General features: G+C 46.2%; 17 protein-coding genes. 9 read left to right on the top strand and 8 right to left on the bottom strand.

Annotated features, from left to right (window positions below; all coding sequences use genetic code 11):
- Positions 1 to 94 precede the first annotated feature (94 nt).
- The 4 genes from radC to ACZ2XM_RS10490 all read left to right on the top strand — a co-directional run bounded on the left by radC (position 95) and on the right by ACZ2XM_RS10490 (position 7517).
- The gene (gene radC, locus ACZ2XM_RS10505; RefSeq protein WP_490588917.1) at positions 95 to 775 is read left to right on the top strand and encodes a RadC family protein; all 681 of its coding nucleotides are present in this window, start codon (positions 95 to 97) and stop codon (positions 773 to 775) included.
- A 272-nt stretch (positions 776 to 1047) separates the two neighbouring features.
- Positions 1048 to 1914 carry a hypothetical protein gene (locus ACZ2XM_RS10500; protein ID WP_490588918.1) on the top strand — a complete coding sequence of 289 codons (867 nt, stop codon included), beginning with the start codon at positions 1048 to 1050 and terminating at the stop codon, positions 1912 to 1914.
- Positions 1915 to 2711: 797 nt separating this feature from the next.
- Positions 2712 to 5645, top strand: coding sequence for an acyl-CoA dehydrogenase (locus ACZ2XM_RS10495; RefSeq protein WP_490588919.1), 2934 nt, complete (start codon positions 2712 to 2714; stop codon positions 5643 to 5645).
- Between the two features lie 498 nt (positions 5646 to 6143).
- Entirely contained in the window at positions 6144 to 7517 is a 1374-nt protein-coding gene (locus ACZ2XM_RS10490; RefSeq protein ID WP_490588920.1) for a dicarboxylate/amino acid:cation symporter, read from the top strand.
- Positions 7518 to 7666: 149 nt separating this feature from the next.
- Here the strand turns inward: ACZ2XM_RS10490 and ACZ2XM_RS10485 are convergent, their stop codons facing one another.
- Positions 7667 to 8422 (bottom strand): TSUP family transporter, encoded by a 756-nt coding sequence (locus ACZ2XM_RS10485; protein WP_490588921.1) that lies wholly within the window; start codon positions 8420 to 8422, stop codon positions 7667 to 7669.
- 629 nt (positions 8423 to 9051) lie between these two features.
- On the opposite strand from ACZ2XM_RS10485, the gene nhaA reads away from it, so the two are divergent.
- Entirely contained in the window at positions 9052 to 10257 is a 1206-nt protein-coding gene (gene nhaA / locus ACZ2XM_RS10480; RefSeq protein WP_490588922.1) for a Na+/H+ antiporter NhaA, read from the top strand.
- A gap of 141 nt (positions 10258 to 10398) precedes the next feature.
- Positions 10399 to 10998 (top strand): DUF2799 domain-containing protein, encoded by a 600-nt coding sequence (locus ACZ2XM_RS10475; protein WP_490588923.1) that lies wholly within the window; start codon positions 10399 to 10401, stop codon positions 10996 to 10998.
- Between the two features lie 29 nt (positions 10999 to 11027).
- On the opposite strand, the gene ACZ2XM_RS10470 is transcribed toward ACZ2XM_RS10475, so the two are convergent.
- From ACZ2XM_RS10470 to ACZ2XM_RS10460, 3 genes are all read right to left on the bottom strand, one after another.
- Positions 11028 to 11630 (bottom strand): tetratricopeptide repeat protein, encoded by a 603-nt coding sequence (locus ACZ2XM_RS10470; RefSeq protein ID WP_490588924.1) that lies wholly within the window; start codon positions 11628 to 11630, stop codon positions 11028 to 11030.
- A 57-nt stretch (positions 11631 to 11687) separates the two neighbouring features.
- Positions 11688 to 12146: a tetratricopeptide repeat protein gene (locus ACZ2XM_RS10465; RefSeq protein WP_490588925.1), complete on the bottom strand. Its 459-nt coding sequence runs from the start codon at positions 12144 to 12146 to the stop codon at positions 11688 to 11690.
- Between the two features lie 111 nt (positions 12147 to 12257).
- Entirely contained in the window at positions 12258 to 12827 is a 570-nt protein-coding gene (locus ACZ2XM_RS10460) for a DUF4126 domain-containing protein (protein WP_490588926.1), read from the bottom strand.
- Between the two features lie 208 nt (positions 12828 to 13035).
- Between ACZ2XM_RS10460 and ACZ2XM_RS10455 the strand changes: the two genes are divergently transcribed.
- A complete protein-coding gene (locus tag ACZ2XM_RS10455) occupies positions 13036 to 14394 on the top strand; it encodes an oxygenase MpaB family protein (protein ID WP_490588927.1) in 1359 nt (452 codons plus the stop codon).
- 117 nt (positions 14395 to 14511) lie between these two features.
- On the opposite strand, the gene ACZ2XM_RS10450 is transcribed toward ACZ2XM_RS10455, so the two are convergent.
- The gene (locus ACZ2XM_RS10450) at positions 14512 to 15381 is read right to left on the bottom strand and encodes an NUDIX hydrolase (RefSeq protein ID WP_490588928.1); all 870 of its coding nucleotides are present in this window, start codon (positions 15379 to 15381) and stop codon (positions 14512 to 14514) included.
- A gap of 365 nt (positions 15382 to 15746) precedes the next feature.
- Here ACZ2XM_RS10450 and ACZ2XM_RS10445 point away from each other — a divergent pair, with 365 nt between their 5' ends.
- On the top strand, positions 15747 to 16310 hold the full coding sequence (locus ACZ2XM_RS10445; protein WP_490588929.1) for an NUDIX hydrolase: 564 nt from the start codon (positions 15747 to 15749) through the stop codon (positions 16308 to 16310).
- Positions 16311 to 16480: 170 nt separating this feature from the next.
- Here ACZ2XM_RS10445 and ACZ2XM_RS10440 read toward each other — a convergent pair whose 3' ends face one another.
- Entirely contained in the window at positions 16481 to 19516 is a 3036-nt protein-coding gene (locus tag ACZ2XM_RS10440; protein WP_490588930.1) for an insulinase family protein, read from the bottom strand.
- A 416-nt stretch (positions 19517 to 19932) separates the two neighbouring features.
- The gene (locus tag ACZ2XM_RS10435) at positions 19933 to 20145 is read right to left on the bottom strand and encodes a cold-shock protein (protein WP_320157250.1); all 213 of its coding nucleotides are present in this window, start codon (positions 20143 to 20145) and stop codon (positions 19933 to 19935) included.
- A gap of 513 nt (positions 20146 to 20658) precedes the next feature.
- Between ACZ2XM_RS10435 and ACZ2XM_RS10430 the strand changes: the two genes are divergently transcribed.
- Positions 20659 to 21117: a universal stress protein gene (locus tag ACZ2XM_RS10430; protein WP_490588931.1), complete on the top strand. Its 459-nt coding sequence runs from the start codon at positions 20659 to 20661 to the stop codon at positions 21115 to 21117.
- A gap of 100 nt (positions 21118 to 21217) precedes the next feature.
- Here ACZ2XM_RS10430 and ACZ2XM_RS10425 read toward each other — a convergent pair whose 3' ends face one another.
- The gene (locus ACZ2XM_RS10425) at positions 21218 to 22162 is read right to left on the bottom strand and encodes a LysR substrate-binding domain-containing protein (RefSeq protein ID WP_490588932.1); all 945 of its coding nucleotides are present in this window, start codon (positions 22160 to 22162) and stop codon (positions 21218 to 21220) included.
- Positions 22163 to 22213: the final 51 nt, after the last annotated feature.

The following is a 22213-nucleotide window of genomic DNA, read 5'->3' as shown; positions in this document are numbered from 1 at the left end:
GAAAGATATTTTCAAACTTTATAAACCCCTTGAAGATTTTGATAAAACCTCCTGCAAACCTTTGATAAAAATAATAAGTACCCTAAGGATGATAATGGCGATTAAAGATTGGCACGAAGACGATCGACCGCGCGAAAAACTTTTGAAACTTGGTGCGGCTCAGCTTTCTGATGCGGAGATTCTAGCGATATTTTTACGGATAGGGACCAAGGACTATTCGGCTATTGAATTAGCGCGACTATTAATTGAGCACTTTGGCAGTATCGCAGAATTACTTGCTGCCCCAAAAGAGGAGGTATTGGCCTGTCACGGTATCGGTATGGCCAAATATGCCCAGATGCAAGCCAGTTTAGAGATGGGTAAACGCTACTTAGATAGCGAGCTTAAATCGAATAAGGCTTTAGACCGCTCACAAACCGTCAAAGACTATGTGGCTAGCCAGCTACGCCGTGAATCGCGAGAAGTGTTTGCAGTGCTTTGTCTGGATAACGCGCTACGGCTATTACATTACGAAGTGCTCTTCACCGGTGGTGTCAGCTCCTGCTCAGTCTGTATCAAACAAGTATTACGCCATGCCCTCACCCACGCCGCCAGTCGCCTTATCATCGCGCACAACCACCCACAAGTTAGCGCCACCCCCTCCGCTGCCGATGACACCCTCACGGAACGTCTTAAAGACGCTTGCGCTTTAGTCGACTTACAACTGATTGATCATATTATCGTCGGCCGCAACCAAGTGCTTTCTTATGCTGAACAAGGTCGTGCCCCTTTTTAAATGTCTTTAAACCTTCTTTAATGCATAGGAAAGTAAACTGCAATTATTATGAGTCTATATTGGGACTATTATATTAGCACTACATTGACGCTATAACTGTCTTACCACTAGTCAATTTTAACGGGGCTGCTGACGTTTAAACCATTGACAATATTAGTTTAAAGTATTAAAAATATTAGATTAATTACATCAAAATAAAAAACATTTTACTTTATGTTTAAATTGACTCTGCTTTAAGCAGCTACTCTATCCTTATATAGGAAGATGCAACTATGACCTCCTCGATGAATAAACCTTTTACTAGCGTTTTATTAGTAGCATCCTCCTCCTTATTTCTGATATCTGGCATAGGGTTAGTAGGCTGCTCATCACCAAACGTCCAGCAAGAGACCAATAAACCGACGCGAGTAGACTCAGCACAGAATAAATCCGTAGCTGCAGAGACTAGCGAAGAAGAGGCTGTGCAAAGCGATGCCATAGCAGAGAACAGTGTGCAATCTGCCTCTGGTGACGAAAGATTGGGCACTAAATGGGGGGATGAAGTGGACTCAGTAATAACGACGGTCGACTTACGCCGCGTTAGTGAAAACCCCGTTGAGCAAATGCAGGTCTTTTATGCCGATAAAAATTATTCTGGGCGTACCTTGAATAGTATGTCCATGTTAGCGGGAAAAGTTAACTTTTCTATCTCCACGGATAATGGCGCTTTACCGCTATTTCGTAATAGCAATAAATACTATGTCCGTGGGCAATCTGGTCAGGCTTATCAGCTAGTCTACCGTAATAACAGTGATAAAACCTATGAGGTTGTCGCCAGCGTCGATGGTTTAGATGTCATAGATGGTAGCGCCGCCAGTCGTTATAGTAGCGGTTATGTCTTAAGCCCCCATGAAAGTTTAGTCATCGAAGGTTTCCGCAAAAACGAAAACGCTGTGGCCTCCTTTATTTTTAGTAAGCCTACTGATTCGTATGCCGCCAATAGTGAAGCAGGCTCTATTAATAATACAGGGGTTATCGGTACTGTTTTTTATGAGCTTTATGACCCTAACAACCTTCAATCCGGCCATCAACCCCCACAACAATCTGGGCAACCACAAGCTTTTCCAGCAGATAATGGCTATGCTAAACCCCCTAAATAATGCCAGCTACTAGACTACTTTTAGCAGCAACTCTACATTTAAAGGCTGTCACACCTTTATTAAAAAGATGTCGCAGCTTTATAACTAGTTAAACCGTAGCAGTGTTAATCATTTACACCATTGATTACTGCTGCGGCTACTAGCGGTTATTACTGGCGCATATTCGTCTGCTTATTGCTCATCATTACTTTTAATTTAGTATCCTTTCCTCTTATTATTCTCTTATCATCGCTCTGCCTTATCGCTCTTGCAAGGGTCATTACCCTGGTTTCAATCTAGAATTGCTCTCTCCATTTGCGGTTATCAAGAACATTTCTCACACAGGGCTTAGCACTTTTCTACTTGATAGTTTATGCCAGTCATCTATTATTTTCTATAAAGAGTCATATCCTAATTAATATCATTAAGTAGTGACTTATAAATAACTTATGGTCGCTCAGCTGAGGCTATGAGTGTGAACTGAAATTGAGATAGTTAAGTTAGTCTTAGCAATACCACTCTGTTTTTTAGATCTTTTTTAGCATTTTGTATGACCACTTAGCTTTTTGAATAACCACCCTGCTAAGAGCAAATGTTTTGTTGAGGCGTAAAACTATTAACTGGGCAAGCTATTCTTATTTAAGACTATTAATTATTACAGTCTGGCCAGTTAAAGCCAAACATCGGTATGTTTGATAATAAAAATTTTTAGCGTGGTGCTACCACCTAGATACTGATGAGGCTTGATAAGTTATAGCCTATTTATTTTGCAATACTGCGGTTCCTATTTTTTATACCCTAATTCTAAGGAGGCAATCATGTTGATTGGCCTATTCATTTTAGCAATACTGATCCAGTTGGCGACCGTCTTAGCTATATTTTTGCTAGGGCTTTCACGCGTGACAGGCAGCGTAGTGGCTATCGTCACTGTCATCATCACAGCTATTATCAGCCCTTGGTCCCTTATCTTGGGCATCCCTATGCTGCTATTGTGCTTGGTGATTCTTATCGAGCCTATCCGCCAAGCCCTCATTACCAAGCCGGTTTATAAAGCGTTGGGTGGTGCGATGCCGAGCATGAGTGATACCGAGCGCGAAGCTTTGGATGCTGGGACGAGTTGGTGGGAAAAAGAGCTGTTTATGGGGAATCCTGATTGGGATACTTTCGCCAGCTACCCCTACCCTACCCTGTCAGCAGAAGAGCAGTCCTTCTTAGATAACGAAGTTGAGACCCTATGTGGCATGCTTGATGAGTGGAAAATTCATCATGAAGATAAAGACTTATCACCTGAGGCTTGGCAATATATTAAAGACAATGGCTTCTTAGGTCTGATCATTCCTAAGTCCTACGGCGGTCGTGAGTTTACCTCTTATGCGCAAAGCCGCGTCATGAGTAAAATTGCCTCGCGCAGTTTGACTGCAGCCGTATCTTGCATGGTACCCAACTCTTTAGGGCCAGGCGAGCTATTGATGCATTACGGTACTGAAGCGCAGAAAGACCAGTGGTTACCAGGTTTGGCCAAAGGTACTGAAGTGCCTTGCTTTGGTTTGACCGGTCCAGAAGCTGGCTCAGATGCCGGTGCTATCCCCGATACTGGGGTGGTCTGTTACGGTGAGCATGATGGGCAGCAGGTCTTAGGTCTGCGCATGAACTTCTCCAAACGTTGGATTACCTTAGCGCCGATTGCTACTGTCGTTGGTCTCGCTTTCAAAATGTATGACCCTGAAGGCCTACTCGGTGACAAAGCCAAATCTGATTACGGCATTACCTGTGCGCTCATCCCAGCTAATCACGAAGGTGTGATTGTCGGTCACCGCCATAACCCTGGTGGCTCGCCCTTTATGAACGGGACCGTCGATGGCAAGGATGTATTTATCCCGCTCGACTTTATTATTGGTGGTGTGGACAATGCGGGTCGCGGCTGGCGTATGCTGATGGAGTGTCTCGGTGTTGGCCGTGGCATTTCGCTACCGGCTCTATCGACTTCAGCGGGTGATATGAGCTATCTAACCGTTGGTGCCTTTGCCAAGATTCGTGAACAGTTTAAAATTTCGGTCGGTAAATTCGAAGGTGTGCAAGATGCCACAAGTAGAATTGCCAGTAAGACCTATATGTTAGAAGCCTTCCGTCACTTAGTCACCTGCGGTCTAAATCAAGGCGGCACCCCGTCTGTGATGACAGCCATGGCCAAATACTATGCGACAGAAACCATGCGCAGTGTGGTTAATGATGGTATGGACGTGGTCGGTGGGCGTGCTATTCAGATGGGCCCGCGTAACTTCTTAGCCATTCCTTACCAAGCGATTCCAGTATCTATTACCGTAGAAGGCGCGAATATCTTAACGCGCTCGCTAATGATCTTTGGTCAAGGCGCTATGCGCTGTCACCCGTATCTGTTTGAAGAGCTACAACTACTCCAGAGCGATGATAAGGAAGCTGCGGTACAGAGCTTTGATGATATGTTCTTTAAACATCTCGGCTACACCTTCAACCGTGGTGCCAAAGCCTTTGTCGCCGGTTATCTTGGCGGTAGCAGCGCTGCCCCGAATTTCGCAGACAACTTTACCCGTCCTTACTACAAACATATCAACCGCTTGAGTGCTGACTTTGCGCTAACTGCCGATATGGCGTTAGGGCTACTTGCCGGCGATTTAAAACGCAAAGAGATGCTGTCGGGTCGTCTGGCTGATATCCATGCGCATCTATTTATTGCTACCGCTATCTTGCAGTTTTATCAGAACGGCACAAAGTCTGAGACCGAGCGTTTGCATGCCGAGTTGGCACTAAAAGACGCGTTATACACGATTCAAGAAGCCTTCTTATCGTTCTTTGATAACTTCCCGAATAAGATGGCGGCAGGCTTAGTGAAATTTGTCACCTTCCCTACGGGACGTATCTTTAGTCCTGCTAGCGATGATCTCAAGCGTCAATTGGGTGATGTCATCATGGATGATCATGAGGCCAACCCGTTCCGTGACTACCTCAAAACTATGGTGTATTACAACACGCAACCTGAAGACGTTACAGGCCGTTTGGAACATACCTATCAGACGCTATTACAAGTAGAGCCGTTATGGCAGAAGTTCAAAAAAGCAGAGCATAAAGATAGCTTTGAAGGCTTAAGCTTTGAGGATCATGTCGTATTTGCCACGCAAAATGGTGATATCACTGAATCAGAAGCGGAGCAATTGATTGAATATAATGCCATGCGCTTTGATTCTTTACTGACGGATGTTTTTGATAGCGACCTACAAGTAGCGCAAAAGCGCTTAAACCCGCACTCTTTAGAAAACGCAGCTGCTAACTTGACAGACTATGCTGAAAAGTTAAATCAAGCGGCTACTAACGCAGCATCAGGTAAGCCTGTCGGTTTAGCGGCCAGTCAGATGCAAGAGGAAGCCACCGGTGATGAAAATGCGGCCCATGGTTATGAGCCGGATGGGGACGTAAAAATGGCGGATGAGCAAAGCAGCGTCAATGAGAAGGTAGACCAAGCTGACTTTACCGAGACCAATCCGGATGCAGAAGCCTTAGACCATCGTCAACGTGATGCGGCAAGCAATCTACAGACGCGCATGCGTGACAATCATGCCCCTAAACCTGAGGATACTGCCACTCCTGCTGCTGTTAGTCCTAGTCCCTCTGCTACTGAAGCTGAGCCTGGTGAATGGCAAGATGGTCTACGTCGCGAGCCTAGTACTCATAAAACAGAGACTAGCGTTCATAAAACAGATACTAGCGATATGAAATAAGTACTTTTAGACAATACGCTATAAAAGATAGCTCTAGCTGTAGGCTGCTGTTGCTGAGCTAACCATAGCTCGTAGCTTAGCCGTCTACTATAGTGACAAACCATTGTTTAAATCTCTACCAGTGTTGATACCAAAAATCCCAAGTAGCTTAGTGCTACTTGGGATTTTTGTTGGCTATTTATTATTTAATTTAGCCTTATTTAATCGGTTATTTATAAAAATTAATGCTTAGGTATATTGTGCTTAGCCCAACCAATACAATTACTTAACTAGTAAATTTTCACGATAGCAATCCGCTCAAGCCTTTCTCTTATAAGTGGCTTCGTAAAAAAATGGTTGCAGTTATCCCAACTTTTCTTTTATATTGTTTTACATCAAATTACATTTCCTATAATTGACAAACAATAATTGGTCAATAAACCCGTAGGTATTACTGTAATCATCCAAGTTTTTTAGTTAAAGATGGACAAGGACGTTCCCTTTTAGAGGATATTCAATATGTGGAAAAACATGGGTTTAACCGGCAAGATTCTGGTCGCCATGGCATTAGGTATTGCACTGGGACTGTTTCTGAACTATTCAGGCCTTAATGCCGAAGGCGGCTTCATCAATACCTATTTCGTCAATGGCCTATTCGGTATTATCGGTAAGCTGTTCGTTAACTCGCTGAAAATGCTAGTTGTACCGTTAGTCCTTATCTCACTTATCTGTGGGGTTTGCGGGATTGGCGATATTCGCCTACTGGGCCGTATCGGTAGTAAGACCTTCTTTCTATATATGCTGACCACTGCGTTAGCGATTGCAACAGCTATCGGTCTTGGCTCAATCTTCGGCATTGGTAAAGGCATGAACATTGCCAGCGAAGCCTCTTTTGAAGCTCAAGAAGCACCGCCATTGATTGATGTTTTCTCTAACATCATTCCTGCCAACCCTATCAGCGCTATGGCCAATGGCGACATGCTCTCCATCATCTTCTTTGCGATTTTGATTGGTATCAGTATCTTGATGGTCGGCAAACCTGCTAAAGGCTTAGTGCAGAGTCTAGAGCTCATTAATGAAGTCATCTTAAAGATGGTGACCATCATCATGAATCTAGCCCCTTATGGCGTCTTCGCGCTATTGGTAAAAGCCATGTCGGAATTGGGCATTGACCTGATTTTCTCGCTATTGGGCTATGTGGCAGTATTGATTGGCGCGCTAGCCTTCCATTTCTTTATCACCATGATGATTATCCTGAAGTTATTTTCTGGACTGTCTATCAAGACCTTCTTGGCAAAGATGCGCGAAGTGCAGATTTTTGCTTTTAGTACTTCTAGCTCGAATGCGACGATTCCGGTCACTTTACGTACCGTGACTAAGCGCATGGGCGTGAACAACTCTGTCGCCTCCTTCACGGTGCCTTTTGGGGCCACCATCAACATGGATGGTACGGCGATTATGCAGGGTACTGCGACGATTTTTATCGCTAATATCTATGGCATTAATCTGGGAATCAGCGGTTATCTGACTGTGATTTTAATGTCAGTATTGGCATCAGTCGGTACTGCAGGTGTCCCCGGTGTGGGTCTGATTATGCTATCAATGGTCTTTGCGCAAGTGGGCCTACCTATCGAAGGTATTGGCTTAATCTTAGGGGTCGACCGTCTACTTGATATGTTACGTACGGCAGTCAACGTCGGTGGTGATGCGGCAGTGACCGCCATCGTAGCCAAGTCTGAAGATAAGATGGACCTAGCGATTTATAACGATCCTGACGCCGGTACTAAAGAGGTGTTCGACGGTCATATTGATCCGGATAACGAGCGTGAATTCTCTAACGTGATGAACGACGGTATCATGGGTAGCGAATATGACGATTTAAATAAGCGTTAAGGTTTGTCTTAGAAGGCTAGCGCTGGTTTGCGCTAGTCTTAGCTGCACTGATACGACAAAGCCCTAGGCACTTATTGTGCTTAAGGTTTTTTTAAGATTATTAAGGCGTGCCCTAATTATCTATAATATTGCTAGTCAATCATTGGCTATTAACCAAAAACATATTTAGTAATCATCGCCAAACACACCAATACGATAACCGGACGAATCAGTTTACTACCGCCCTTCACGACCATATGCGAGCCAAAATAAGCCCCTACCATTTGTCCCACCATCATTGCTAGACCCACTTTCCATAAGACATTACCTCCCAAGATAAAAAAGATCAGCGAGGCCACGTTGGTTGATAGATTCAACACTTTCGCTGTGCCCGTTGCGGTAATAATTTCGCGGCCCCGTAATGCCACATTACCGAGCGCAAAAAACATACCCGTACCTGGGCCGACATAGCCATCGTAAAAACCAATCAAGGGTGCAACGACCTTTTGCCAAGCGCCTTCGGAGATACGAGGCTCCGCTTCTACTTCACCAAGACTGGGGGCAAATAAGGTGTAAATCCCAATAGCTGCGATTAAAAAGGGAATCAATTTCTCCAACATATCGGGCGGTGACATCTGTACCGCGATCGTACCAATAGTCGCCCCAATAAATGCCCCAGCAATAGCCCGTTTAATCTTCGAGGGTTGTACTACCCCCTTTTTAAACATCGTAATCGATGCGGCTAGTGCTCCTGAAGCGGCCTGAAGCTTATTGGTGCCCAAGGTCAAAATAGGCGGAATATTAGCCAACAGCATAGCCGGTATCGTCAGTAAGCCCCCACCGCCCGCGATAGCATCAATAAAACCGGCGATGCCCGCAACTGCGACCAACATTAAGATTGTTTCTAAGGTTAATTGGACATCCATAACATCAACTTAGTATATAAAGGAGAGCTCGATTACTGAGCAGGAATTGCAGTAAAGCTGCACACTAACAGCTAGCAAAAGTGAGTATTTTACAATGGCATATAAGCCGGTACAGTATTAAAAAAGGCGGACTAACATGTTAGTAGCGTGGCGTAGCAACTATGATAATAGCTACCCCATTATTTAGGGTGACAAGATACGCCTAATTTGGTGATAAAGACAGCCTTAGCCGCAGCGTCGCTATTGGTGTTGTTATTGGCATTGCTATTAGCGCTCGAATTAGCATTAGTATGAGCATAGATATTGGCATAATTTTTGCCGGTATTTGCGTGCAAACACCTTAGCAAACTCGCTAAAAATACCCTAGTAATAGGGACATTATTATTAATAAGTATCGACTTTTGCGCTAGTATAATCATATTATGGTAGGTATCAATGCCGCTTGGCTATGTGAGGTCGTTTTTTTTCAGGTAAAATAAACGCGTAGCAGGATAGCAATAGCATAAAAATTATCGCTAATTGAGGCACAGTAAGCCCATTTTTTGTGGCATTGCCTGTGACATTTAATCAATATGAGGACAATCACACTAACAGCTGTAGGCTTTAAGTGCTGGTAAACTGAGGATAGTATGGCAATACAAAGGTTAAAAAAGTTTTTTGAATTTGAAGCGGCTGGAGGGATCGTGTTAGCGATTGCCGCCATCGTCGCAATGATTATCGCCAACACCCCCCTGCACCACTGGTACGAAGCCTTCATTCACGCCCCTGTCGAACTGCGTATTGGCAGTTTAGAAATTGCTAAAGATGCGCATCATTGGATTAATGATGGTCTGATGGCGGTCTTCTTCTTTTTAGTGGGTCTCGAGCTAAAGCGTGAAGTGTTAGTGGGTGAGCTGTCTAATATTAAACAGATTATCCTACCTGCTGCGGCAGCCCTCGGTGGCATGCTCGTCCCAGCACTGGTCTATCTCGCCTTTAACTTTCATGAACCTGAGTTTTATAAAGGCTGGGCTATTCCGTCAGCGACCGATATTGCCTTTGCCCTAGGTATTTTGAGTCTGTTAGGCAATCGTGTACCCAACTCATTAAAGATATTTTTGGTCTCCATTGCCATCTTCGATGATATTGGAGCGATTTTAATTATCGCCTTGTTCTATACCAGCGACCTCTCTTTTACCTCGCTTGGTGTGGCAGCCGCTTGCTTGCCGGTTCTCTATTTGTTAAACCGCCGCAACGTGACCAAAATTACGCCTTATTTATTAGTGGGTTTAATCATGTGGGTCGCGGTATTAAAGTCAGGCATTCATGCGACTTTAGCCGGGGTGGTCTTGGCGTTGTTCATTCCGCTGTTGGATAACACTGACCCTGAGCACTCGCCTTTAGAGGAGCTAGAGGAAGACCTTCATAATACGGTAGCTTATGGCGTGCTGCCGATTTTTGCCTTTGCCAACGCAGGTATTTCGCTTAAAGGCGCAGGCTTTGCAGAGTTATTCCATTCGGTTCCTTTAGGGATTGCGGCCGGTCTGTTTATTGGTAAGCAGGTTGGGGTCATGCTGACTTGTTGGGTTCTCATCAAGCTAGGCGCTTGTCAGATGCCTGCTGAGATGAACTTTAAGCAAATCTACGGTGCCGCCCTATTATGTGGTGTGGGCTTCACTATGAGCTTATTTATCGGTGGTCTCGCCTTCGGTGGCGGTAGTCCGCTATTCGATGAGCGCCTAGGCATCATCATGGGTTCAATCGTCTCAGGCATCGCCGGTTACCTCATGCTAAAAGCTACGCTAAAAGACCGTATCGATACTACTGTCGTTGATTTGACCCATACGCCATCGTAAGACGATGTTGGCGTTATTTTAGCCATGGTTTTATAGCAGAACTTTTTTATAGAAGCACTTTATAGTAGTGAGTCAAAGGCTATCTCTTCGGGGATGGCCTTTTTAGAATAGTCTAGTAAGCAAATTACTTTGAGGAATAGCATGATGCGTCTATCTGTTGGTTGGTCCCTACGCTCCATTGGTTTCACCTTGCCCATTTTGGCCAGTGCCCTAGTACTCTCGAGCTGTGCTACTTTAAGCAAAGAGCAATGCGTCATGGGCAATTGGCAGGCCATTGGTTATAACGATGGGGTCGCAGGCTATAGCTCTGAGCGCTTGGCCTCCCACACGAAGGCGTGTGCCAAAGCCAATGTCAGCCCCGACTATCAAGCTTGGGAGCGTGGACGACAACAAGGCTTAAAGCAATATTGCACCCCTAGCAATGCTTATGCTCTCGGCCGTCGTGGGCAGCAGCTCAATAGCGTCTGCCCTAGCGCCATGCTACCGGAACTGCGCAGCAGCTACACGCAAGGCTATAACTACTATAAGTTGCAAGCGCAGCTGCAAGAAGACCAACAGCAACTGCAAAGCTATCTGACGGAATACGATAAATTACGGGAAGGCGAACAGCTGGATTTCAAAACGGAAAAGGAAGCGCGTGCTCGTCTGCTATCGCTACAACCAAAGATACGCTCACTCAGACGCGATATTAATAATACCGAGGCGCAGCTAGACTCGTTAAATCGGCAGCTTAAGTATTAAAAGTTACCGAAAAACTTAGCGCTCGCCTCTTACTTAAGTTGTTTCAAAGCAGTGCAACTTTCTGCCTCTCCTGCCTCACAGGCTTGTTGAAACCATTGTTTTGCCTTACTTCTATCTTTAGGCACCCCTTCCCCATGTAAGTACATAAACCCAAGGAACTGCTGGGCATCCGTATTATGTTGCTCAGCCGATTTTAGCATCCAGTCTCGGACAAGGGTGTAGTCCCCGTCTACGCCTTTACCATAATAATAAGCAAGCCCCAGCATATATTGGGCACAGGGATTTCCTTGATGAGCTGCTGCTAAAAAATACTCTGCCGCATCTGCAAACTCTCCATGCTCTCCCGTACTATAAAAATTATCTATGGCTAAAGAGAGTTTTTTATCCCCGCCTGTAGGTAGGTCTTGTTGTTCAAAACAGCCTGGCATTGTTTTACTAGCAACGGCTGGTGTTTTATGAGTAGCGTTTTGTGCGTCCCCGATACTAGTAGACCTAGCTGCAGCGACAATAGCCGGTGGTGTCGCAAACGCTTGTGAAGTATTGACCCCTTGGGCAGACGCCAGCAAAGGTAGCCCACTTAATAACCCTAGGCTGATGATGCTGTTAATGAACCCTATGTTTAATATCTGCATAGTAGCTTCCTATAATACGGACACAGTAACTTTTTATCATCCTTGGACCGTAACGGTTTAGGGTACTTGCTCATTAAAGTATTTTATCGAGTCACAAGCCTCTGCTAGGCCATCAGTACACGCCTTATCAAACCACTCTAAAGCTTTGTTATCACTGGCGGCAACCCTTTCCCCTAAATGATACATATAGGCAATATTATAGGCAGCATACGGGTTACCTTGCTCTGATGCTTGCAAATACCAGTGCATAGCTAAAGGACTATTCTGCGATATACCTATGCCTTTATGATAGGCCGTACCGAGCTCATATTGGGCATGACTATCGCCATGTCGGGCTAAGACTTGAAGTGATTGCACATACTCAGAAGCATCCTCTTCCCCGGCTACTCCACTCCAAATAGCTGCAGGTGATTGGCTGTCAGTATCATCTGCAACCTCTCCACCATAAGAAGTAGCTGGAATAATAAGCGCCCCTATCACAGTAAACCACAGACGCACGGATGACCTAATGGGCATTTTTATGACCTTCTATAATGTGCGCCTAATTTCTCTGCGCCACTGATTAAAAGCAAAATACTTAAATCACTACCCATAAACAGCTACCAAATAGACAAAATGGGCGATTTTTCAATGGCGTTGCAAACGTCCCCGTAAGCGCACGACCAACCAAATGATGCCTACAAGTACTAAGACCGACGCTAAAGCCGCCACGATAGGCAAAAATATCGATAATGCCGATAAGCCAATGGCGGTACCGGTCTCACCAACCGACAACACGGGATTGGCCAAGCCGCCAGTAGTCCCTGTGGAGACAGCACGACCTGCCGCTGCCGTGCCCTTAATGGTTGCTGCGGCGCCACCACCCGCAATAATAGCTAATGCCCAAGTCATCTCAGGCGATAAATCGGCTACCGAAGCGGCCATCACCATCGTGCCGGCGACCCCAGCTAGCGGTACGGCGATAGTATCGAGCAGATTGTCCACAAACGGGACGAGATAGCTGATCGACTCCACGATACTCGCTACCCCTAATACGATTAAAGCCGGTGTCGAGGCTACCCAAGCAAAGCTATCATTGACTGGAATTACACCATAATAAGCCGCCAAACTCATGGCAAATAGCGGCACGAAGACGCGAAAACCGGCACTAGCCGCGAGGCCAATCCCCAAAAATATACTTAACAAAGTCGTGGTCATAGGCTTACCTTTATTAGGGTTCATTAAATCTTTAACGAACCCTGTTTTAACTAGAATTATTATTACTATAATGCCGCCATATTATGCTAATTACTCGGGTATTGGCTAGAGCGCACCCTCAATTAAATTTGCCACGCATCGTTTACCTGAGTGGTATCATGGGTTAGGCATTTTTTAGACTTTTCTTTTGCATAAGCTAGCATCTCCTATGACTATCTCCTTTACCGCCCTTAATGCGCTTCGCGGCTCTAGCTCATCTGCTGCTGCCACTACCGCAGCCACGCACGCTCATTATCGTCAGCATGGCCGCACCACAGCGACAGACAATCACAGCGATTTACAAGTCCTTAAGCGGATTCGTCGGTTTTTATTGCCCAAGGATTTTGCTATTCAAGACCGTCTACTGCAAGAAATGGTAGCAGGTTACGATATTGGCGATCCGATAGCAGACCGTTTAATCACTCAGGGTGTGCGCTTTGCCAAACCTTTACAAAGTGCCGTCTTAAATCAGCAGACTCCCGAACACTTAGCGGCTAATACAGACTTTAACCAACTTACCGAGCAGTTTAGTCAGCACCCCAATTGGTTTGACCCGAAGCTCGCTGCTATAGGTGCGGCGGCTTACCGACGCTATCCCCTTATGCTCATTTGGTTATTGCGTAACGTCGCGCTGATGGCCGGCTATAGTATTCCCGCTTTATCCTTACCTTTAGTGCAGACCGGGGCGCTTAAGCATGAAGCCTTACCGCGGCTAATGCGCACGTATGCTTATATTCTCGCCGTCTCTGAATACCCTGAGCTAAATGGGGCCGATAGCGTGTTAGCCATTGGTTCTGAAGGGTGGCGCCAGTCTATTCGCGTCCGCCAAGTGCATACCATGGTGCGCCAAGGTTTACTCGAAGGGCAGTTTAAATCTCAGCAAGCTAGCCCTTTTACTGACCAGAATCCTTCTTTAGCAACGCATGCTTTAGCCGATGGCCGCTGGAACAGTAGCTATTGGGGCATTCCTATCAACCAGACCGATATGGTGGCGACGCATTTGCAGTTTTCGTTATTAATTATGCGTGGGTTGCGTTTATTAGGGGCACGTATTAGCGAGGAAGAAGCGCAAGGAATTTTGCATTTATGGAATATGGCGAGTTATTGGATGGGCGTGGATTTGCAGCGGTTGCCGAGCGACGAGACCGCTTGTTGGGAGTGGCTGTATACTTATCTGTCGATTCAACAGCTCGACTTTGAGATGGGCAAACCTTTAGCGCGCGCTTTGCACGATTTGCCCAGTCAAATTATGGGAGAGGATAACCGCCGCGGTCAATTTGTAGAGTTGGTCAATGCCAGCGTGACCCGTACCTTAGTCGGCGACGATATTGGTGATGGCTTAGAGCTGCCCAAACCTCGATTGCGCTTTGGCATCTTGACCGCGGTGCCGATTTTATTTGGTCTCGATACGGCAAGATTGCACAGTGATAAGGCAGCTAATAAGTTAGAAGCCTTCCGTGCTAAACGCCAAGATAATATGAATTGGTGGCTGAAACAACACGATGATTACTATCGGCCGCAAGGGTGACCAGAAAGGATAAGCGCTTAGAGTGGGATTGTTAAATTGAGAGTGTTAAATTGGGTTTATCAAACTATATGAAACCAGCACTAGCGCTCACCTTTAAACCGATAAAACGTTAATTCGCTACGCTTGCGCCCGATAATACCACTCAATTTTTCGATCAAAACACAGCTCTAACAGACTGGCGAGAATTAATCCGGTCAGACCCCATACCGTCTCGCCATCTACTAGCCAGCTTGGCGTTAATAACACTAGATTACTGCCCGACATCGAATAATTAATCGCATACTCTTCTAAGGGCTGCTCGATTAATACCGCAAAGTCGGCCCAAAATATCCGCTCAATCTCACCCAATTCGGGCACTAACGTCAAATCTGGGGGTATCAAAGCGACGATAGGTCGGACGCTCATCCCACTCTTTGAGGTTTGTACCGGCAGTTGCCCCAACACTTGCACTTTATTAGGCGGTAGCGCCGTCTCTTCACAGGCCTCACGTAACGCGGTCACCACGTTATTACCATCAATTGTCTCATGCTTACCCCCCACGAATGATATCTCGCCTGCATGCGCGGCCAGATGCCCTGCCCGCTTGGTGAGCAGCATACGTGGATTGGGCTCATTAGTTATGGCGATAAGTACCGAGGCATCGGCAATGTCAGACTGAAATAGCGTCTCTAAAATCAACGCGCTTTGGCTAATCTCATGCTCGGGTTCAAAGGTCGTGTTAGTTGCAGAGGAAGTCGCCACAGCCTCGCTATCAGCAGCCTCAAAATGCCTACCCATAGCCTGACTATTGGAATCGTTAGGATCTCGACCTTGGCCATCATCATCTTTGATATCCGGCCAACCTGCAATGACAGGACGCTTATACTCTTGTGGAAAACACTGCGACTGCAGGCGCGTGGCCAGCTGTTTTAGGAGCGGGTGCGAGATATGAGCAGGTAGCGCTACCGCCAACTCATCAAAACTTGGAGAATGCAGGGGCTCGGTCATGGTTAAATCCTTTTTTGACACACAAATCAGCGTAACGCAATCATAGCAGGCATGCACGTGCTTTATGTGACTTATGGTGGCACTGCGTAAGCGCAAAGCTCACAAAATACTTATTGTATAAATAATCTAGCAATAGCTTATCCCATCCCTATAGTCAGGCGGCTATACTGAGGTGCTATATTGAAGCACTGTATTGAGCAGTTGCGCCGCTATAATTTAAGGCTTATTGTAAAAAAACCGCCCACTGGCCTACGCATTGTTACAGTCGAGCAGACCGAGTGGGTATAGCTGTGGTATCGTATTATTCTATAAATATATTTCTTTTTTTAGTTTTTAATTCTTCCTAATAGAGCTAGGCAACTTTTATGGCGTACTGTCTCCAATGCGGTCATGCGGCCGAACGAAAAATTCCCGAAGGCGATCATAACCTCCGTCTGGTCTGCCCCAATTGCGATTATATCCATTACGAAAACCCCAAGGTTATCTGCGGGGCTTTAGTCGTTCATGACGATAAAGTCCTATTATGTCGCCGCGCTATCGAGCCACGACATGGCTATTGGACCTTACCGGCGGGCTTTATGGAAATCGGTGAGACGGTGGCGGAAGGCGCTGCTCGCGAGACCATTGAAGAAGCAGCGGCCACGGCAGTAGAGCCGCACCTTTACTGTATCTACGATATTCCTGATATCGGCCAAATCTATATGCTGTATCTGACCACCTTGCAAGAGGGCAAATACGGTGTTGGTCCCGAAAGCTTAGAGTGTGCGCTATTTACAGAAGCTGAAATCCCCTGGGATGATTTAGCTTTTGAAGCCGTACGCCGCACCTTGCGTCATTACTTTGCAGATCGTCAGCAGCATAGCGACCACAGTACTTTTGCTATTCATCAAGAATATATTGGCAAGGATAAAAGTATTAAACGGTATTAATGACGTTTAGAGTGCAATAGCTTTAATGAAAGCCGCCCTAATAAAAATCTGACCCAATAAAAAACCACCGCTTATGACAAACGGTGGTTTTTTTATACGTGATTTTTACGGAGTATTTACTGCTAATCAGTCCCTTACAGCGCCGGAACGATTACGCTAAAAACTCAGTCTTAGCCTTTAACCCGTTGTACCGTAAAGCCAAGTGCTTTGACCGCCTCTTCTTTATCAAAAGGTGCTAATACGGCACGGACATGCGGCTGCTGTTGCAAGTACTGCTTCGCCACGCGCTGCATATCTTCTAGCGTTACCGCCAAGATATTCGCACGCATCTGCTGCTGCCAAGCTTCGCCACGACCATGTAGATCCGCAAAGCAAGACTTGACCGCTTCACCCGCAGGAGAGCCTGGCTTATCCATTGCAGAGATAATACCTAAGATGGCTTCTTCTAATTGCGCATCAGTTTGCGGCTCATTCAACAGCCACTCGACACTTTGCTGAAAGTGAGCAAAGGTCTCAGCACAATGCGGGTCACGGTAGCTAAAGAATTTAAAGGCACACGAGTTGGCGTCATAGCCTGCCCCGCCACCATAAGCACCGCCTTTTTCACGAATAGCACTGTGCAGATAGCCATTGCGTAAGTAAGGGGCCAATACCATTAAGGGTGCGGTATCCGGATGATCTGCCGGGGTGGCCGGATAGACCGCAGCGTTATGATAGACATTGGTCGCCACTAGCCAAGCAATATCATCCTGGTCCGTCGGTGCCGTCGTCGCTGCCGCTTGCAATTGCAAATCTGCAAACTCAGCAGGGACGCTCGCCAACGTAGAGACGCTATCCGCTGCCTTATTATCGATAGGCTCAGCCACCGCTTGCCAGCTTTGCGTAATCAAATCTGTTAAGCGCTCAGTTTGCTCCGCTTCACAGATAATCACCGCATGTTTGGGCAAACTGACGATACGTTGATGTAGCGCCATTAAACCGCTGGCTAGATTATCCCACTGGGTGCCATCTTCTTTGGCATGGGCTAAAAAGGCGGTCAAGGCATTTAGGGCCGGTAGACCACCGCGCACGTATTCTAGTTGCGCTTGACGGCTCATACCGCGGCTGGCCGTTTGCATGGCATAAGCGTGACCTGCTCCAGCAAGACGTGACTGCCAACCGGCTTGTTTTTGCTGCAGCAATTCTTTGATACGAGCATGCTCATCAAAGACACTGTGAGTCATGACCTCTTTGACCAAATCAATGGCTTCAGGCTTACGATTAAGCGCCCGGGTCGCCACTACGAAATAACTGCCAATCTCGTCGCTATTGGTGACGCTAGTGCGTTGGCTAATGCGAGCGGTCACGCCAGAAGAATGCGCGGCTTGCAAAGCCTGCATCTCACGGGCATCCAATTTATCCGTGCCTAGCTCTGACAATAAGCCGAGATATAACGGCAACAGCGGATGATTAATAATCTCATCAGCCACTTCCGGCGAAGTGCCCGGCAGTACCTCACTCGCTAAGGGCATGACCACTTGATAGTAATACAAGCCATTGGTGCCTGCTTCGTATTGATATAACTTTGCGTCGCGGCCTTCTAGTTGGATGGTTTTTTCTTGACCATAAATAAAGCTCACGGACTCCGGCACGTCTTCTAGCCCAACTTTCGGCAACAGGCTCAAGTCGTCTGGAGCACTTTGACGCGCGGCCAAATCTAGCGCTTGTTGACGCAATATAGCCTTGTCATCTTCAGTAAGCTCAGCGGCAATCTTATCGAGGCGCGCTTGCTCAGCGGCTACTATTTTCGCCGACTTTTCTGTATCAGGTATTAAAGTGACGCGGACGCGATGCGGGTTATCAATCAGATGGGTTTTGATTAAGCCTGGCAGCCAATTAGGGTCTTTGACCTGCTCGCGCAGCCACTCTAAATGCTCATCCACTTCCCAAATATCGATAGGGTTGCCATCATGAATCGCCGTACTAAAGCCTTCTAACATAAGGTTGAGGCCATATGGCATGCTATCGCCACCGATATGACGCTGGTCAATCTCGATTTGGTGCAAAATAGTCTCAATCACTTCAGCAGCGATTTCTTGGCTCGCAACCTCGGTTAACAAGTCTAAAATCCCTTGCTCAACCGCTGCAGCATGCTCAGGCTCAGAGCCGCGCAGACCGGTATAGAAAACCATTTCGAAATGACTGTCATCCAGTCCCAATAACGGACTTGGCGCTGTACCCAACTCATGGGTGTCTAAATAAGCGCGGAGTGGCGAGCCTGCATGCTCAATCAATACGCCCTCTAGTAGACGTAACGCCAAGCGCTGCTTCGGATCGGTAATGGCGGGCAACAACCAAGCCACCACGTGATGGGTCTTATTCGGACCCGCTTCATCAGCAGTGTAGGTTTCAGTCGCATGGATTGGGGCGGCAAGACGCTGCTCAGGACGCGATACGTGTTTTTTGCCGGTCTCAAATTGTTTGAGCGCATCTTCATGCAACTTTGCTTGGGTCTCAGCCACCGGAATATTACCAAAGCTCATCAACACGCTATTCGATGGGTGGTAATGGCTCTGATGAAATTCTACCAATTCGTTATGGGTGAGATCCGGAATATCGGAGGGCTCGCCGCCAGAATTATAGTGATAAGTCGTCGTCGGGAATAAATGATGGGCGACCGAATGATACAACTGATCGATTTCACCGCTCATCGCACCTTTCATCTCATTAAAGACGATGCCTTTAAACTGCGGTTTATCATTCTCATCCAACTCAACACGGATACCTTCTTGCGCAAAATCTAAAGGATGAATATTCGGGAAAAAAGACGCGTCAAGATAGACGGACAATAGGTTGAAATAGTCATTTTTATTTTGTGTGGCAAACGGATACGCGGTCCAATCTGCAGCGGTCATAGCATTCATAAAAGTATTCAATGAGCGTTTAATCATCGAAAAGAACGGGTCACGAACCGGATACTTGGCCGACCCACACAGCGCCACATGCTCTAAAATATGCGCTTCACCTTTAGAGTCCATAGGCTGAGTACGAAAGCCTACCAAAAAGGCATTTTCATCGCTAGGATGCGCTAAATGATAGTGCATCGCGCCCGTTTGAGCATGCTGACTGATTAAGACATCGAGGGATAATGCATCAATATGACGGTGCTCGATTAGGCGAAATTCAGGGTGTAAGGTGAGATCAGGGGTAAAGGCAGTATCAATCATAGGGGTCCTTGTTTATCGCGCTACATGCCGCTGGGTAGTGGGTGGCTCATAGCCGACACTAAACCATTAAGCTGGCCATAGAGTGATAAGTAAACTATTGATTTTATATATGAATATTATAGAAGTTGCTGCCCCAATTTTACGGTTTGGGACTGGGATATCTGAATTGTAAAAATAGTGACGGTAATACAGACGCCTAAGGTGATTTTATGGGGGTGATAGGTTATAAAGTCAAGCAATGGGCTAAGAGTAAATGGGCGGGTGAACATTTACCGCAAAAACGGCTATTGGTAAACCGTCCTTAGTAAATTTTAAACCAAAAAAAACGAGCTATTAAGCTCGTCTCTTTTTATGTATCCGCTCTATAAGAGCTTTTGCATATTATCTATAGTCAACGTCTAGCGCTGACCTATAAATTATACTGCAGTGATACCGTGTGCTTGTGGGCCTTTAGCGCCTTGAGTTACTGTGAACTCTACTTCTTGGCCTTCAGCTAAAGTTTTGAAGCCTGAACCAGTGATTTCGCTGTAATGAGCAAAAACGTCTGCGCCAGTTTCTGGAGCGATAAAACCAAAGCCTTTAGCTTCGTTGAACCACTTAACTGTACCTTTTTGAATTTCGTTAGACATAATATAATCCTAGTTTTAAAAATGATGGCCATTGGCCAGTAACGCTTGGAGCTACTACGGTAAATCTTAAAACGGAGGATTATAACTAATACTACGAGGTAATGATTTGGTGCAGAACTTCTCTTAAGCAGGGACGTATTATAAGGAATGATTGCGCATCACGCAAGCTTTATTTTTAATTTTCAGTTAAGGCCGCTCTAAATAATGGCGCTAAGATGATATCACTTACAGCATTTTCGCTAGGCGCTGAGCGGATTATGACTGGGATAACGAGCTAATTAGCACCCACAATTAATAGCATGAATTAAAGTGGCAGTAGCTTGGAGGCGGTGCTACTATAAAGGTAGAGATTATCCCTAACACCTTGCAATTAATACTTATAAAAATAACAGGTTAATACCGTATTTCTTGGTCAACAGACCCTATATTCAACGCAATATTTATAGACGCTGTTATAGCCCGTTATTAGCTCAGCTGTTATCCCTCTTCATTCCACCTCTAGGAGACCTTGCCATGAGTTACCAACATATATTACTGGTCACAGACTTACGCTCAGACGCGGATATCGTCGCACAAAAAACCAAGCGTATCTTCTCTTTACAGCAAGATGCCAAGCTTTCAGTCTTGCACATCGTCAAAGATACTATGGTAGGGTTTGGCTATGAATTGGTGCCCGCCTCCAGCCTTTATAAGGAAGTGGATGATGTGCGCTGCCAAGATGCGCAGGCAAATATGGCGAAATTTTTGACCCGCAATGGCTTAGACGTGGAAAACTCGGAAGTGACTACGGCTATTTCGAGTAGCGAAGGTATTATTAATTATGCGAATAAAAATGCCGTCGATTTGCTAATTATTGGTCGTCATGAGCGCCATGGCCTATCCGCTTGGATTAATGGGGCGACTGCCGATAGCATCCTACCGAATATCCAGTGTGATCTTTTGGTGGTCAAACTGGATAAACCCGTTAAGTAAGGGGTTATTATTCACCTATTCGCCAACGGTCATTAACCCGCTATTTTTAGCCCATTATTAACCAGCTACTAACTATTAGGCATCTACTATTACCTAAGCGTCATTCATTAGCAATCATCTTAATAAACTGCTGCCAGAGTAAGCTTTGGTGGCAGGCCGTATGCCAAATCAACCACCATTGCCGCGACAAATCCAGACCGGCTACAGCAATCTGCACTAACTCTCCACTGGCCAATTCTTCTTCAATCACATGCTGCGATAGACACCCCACCCCAATATCTGCAATGACCATGCGCTTGATGGCTTCAGACTGCGCCACCTCCATAATGACCCTGACCCCCGGTAAATGCTGCAATAGCTTTTCGTCGATGATTTGCCGAGTACCCGAGCCGGCTTCACGGACAATAAAAGGCAGACTGGCCAGCTGGGTAGGACTCAAATGATAACTGGCTCGCTCATCGCCCATTGCAGCATCCAAAGACTGGCCTTCCTCCGCAAAAGCATCCAGCCAACGGCTATTGCGTTTCGCAAACACAACTAAGGTATCGGTACGCCAAACTTGCTGCGCCAATACTTTGATATTGCTCGGATGCGGAGTGGCTTCAACCAAGGCAATATCCACATGCAACTGCTCAACTTCCGCGACAATCTCTTGGGTATTAGCAATGCGCACATCGATATCCGCAGCAGGCACTTGCTGACTTAGCGCAGCAATCACCTCGGGCAGCACATAATTGCCAATCGTCGTACTGGCCCCAATACGAATCTGCCCTGCTTGATGCTCATGGTACTGCTCCAAACTTTGCACTTGCCCTATTATCGCCTGCGCTTGTGCATAGAGCTGCTGCGCATAGGCATGGGGTTCTAGCCGCCGCCCTACCCGCTCAAATAACGGCATCTGTAACCGCGATTCTAATTGCGTTAGAGCGCTACTGACTGCCGACTGTGATAAATACAGCGCCTCACTAGCCTGACTGGTACTGCCCGTCTCGTATACGCTCACAAAGATGGCTAATTGCTTAAGGGTAATCTTGGGTAATGGCATAGGCGGCTCTCAAGGATTGGTTATCACCGTATCGGTAGCGACTTATAGAGT

Source organism: Psychrobacter sp. CoH-33_TS_01 (genome assembly GCF_058189395.1).
Note: the sequence above shows the minus strand (reverse complement) of the source record. Positions and strands in the feature narration are given on the sequence as shown.

Coding starts and splice junctions, on each gene's coding strand:
- radC (WP_490588917.1), top strand. CDS start 95: ATGGCGATTAAAGATTGGCACGAAGACGATCGACCGCGCGAAAAACTT.
- ACZ2XM_RS10500 (WP_490588918.1), top strand. CDS start 1,048: ATGACCTCCTCGATGAATAAACCTTTTACTAGCGTTTTATTAGTAGCA.
- ACZ2XM_RS10495 (WP_490588919.1), top strand. CDS start 2,712: ATGTTGATTGGCCTATTCATTTTAGCAATACTGATCCAGTTGGCGACC.
- ACZ2XM_RS10490 (WP_490588920.1), top strand. CDS start 6,144: ATGTGGAAAAACATGGGTTTAACCGGCAAGATTCTGGTCGCCATGGCA.
- ACZ2XM_RS10485 (WP_490588921.1), bottom strand. CDS start 8,422: ATGGATGTCCAATTAACCTTAGAAACAATCTTAATGTTGGTCGCAGTT.
- nhaA (WP_490588922.1), top strand. CDS start 9,052: ATGGCAATACAAAGGTTAAAAAAGTTTTTTGAATTTGAAGCGGCTGGA.
- ACZ2XM_RS10475 (WP_490588923.1), top strand. CDS start 10,399: ATGATGCGTCTATCTGTTGGTTGGTCCCTACGCTCCATTGGTTTCACC.
- ACZ2XM_RS10470 (WP_490588924.1), bottom strand. CDS start 11,630: ATGCAGATATTAAACATAGGGTTCATTAACAGCATCATCAGCCTAGGG.
- ACZ2XM_RS10465 (WP_490588925.1), bottom strand. CDS start 12,146: ATGCCCATTAGGTCATCCGTGCGTCTGTGGTTTACTGTGATAGGGGCG.
- ACZ2XM_RS10460 (WP_490588926.1), bottom strand. CDS start 12,827: ATGACCACGACTTTGTTAAGTATATTTTTGGGGATTGGCCTCGCGGCT.
- ACZ2XM_RS10455 (WP_490588927.1), top strand. CDS start 13,036: ATGACTATCTCCTTTACCGCCCTTAATGCGCTTCGCGGCTCTAGCTCA.
- ACZ2XM_RS10450 (WP_490588928.1), bottom strand. CDS start 15,381: ATGACCGAGCCCCTGCATTCTCCAAGTTTTGATGAGTTGGCGGTAGCG.
- ACZ2XM_RS10445 (WP_490588929.1), top strand. CDS start 15,747: ATGGCGTACTGTCTCCAATGCGGTCATGCGGCCGAACGAAAAATTCCC.
- ACZ2XM_RS10440 (WP_490588930.1), bottom strand. CDS start 19,516: ATGATTGATACTGCCTTTACCCCTGATCTCACCTTACACCCTGAATTT.
- ACZ2XM_RS10435 (WP_320157250.1), bottom strand. CDS start 20,145: ATGTCTAACGAAATTCAAAAAGGTACAGTTAAGTGGTTCAACGAAGCT.
- ACZ2XM_RS10430 (WP_490588931.1), top strand. CDS start 20,659: ATGAGTTACCAACATATATTACTGGTCACAGACTTACGCTCAGACGCG.
- ACZ2XM_RS10425 (WP_490588932.1), bottom strand. CDS start 22,162: ATGCCATTACCCAAGATTACCCTTAAGCAATTAGCCATCTTTGTGAGC.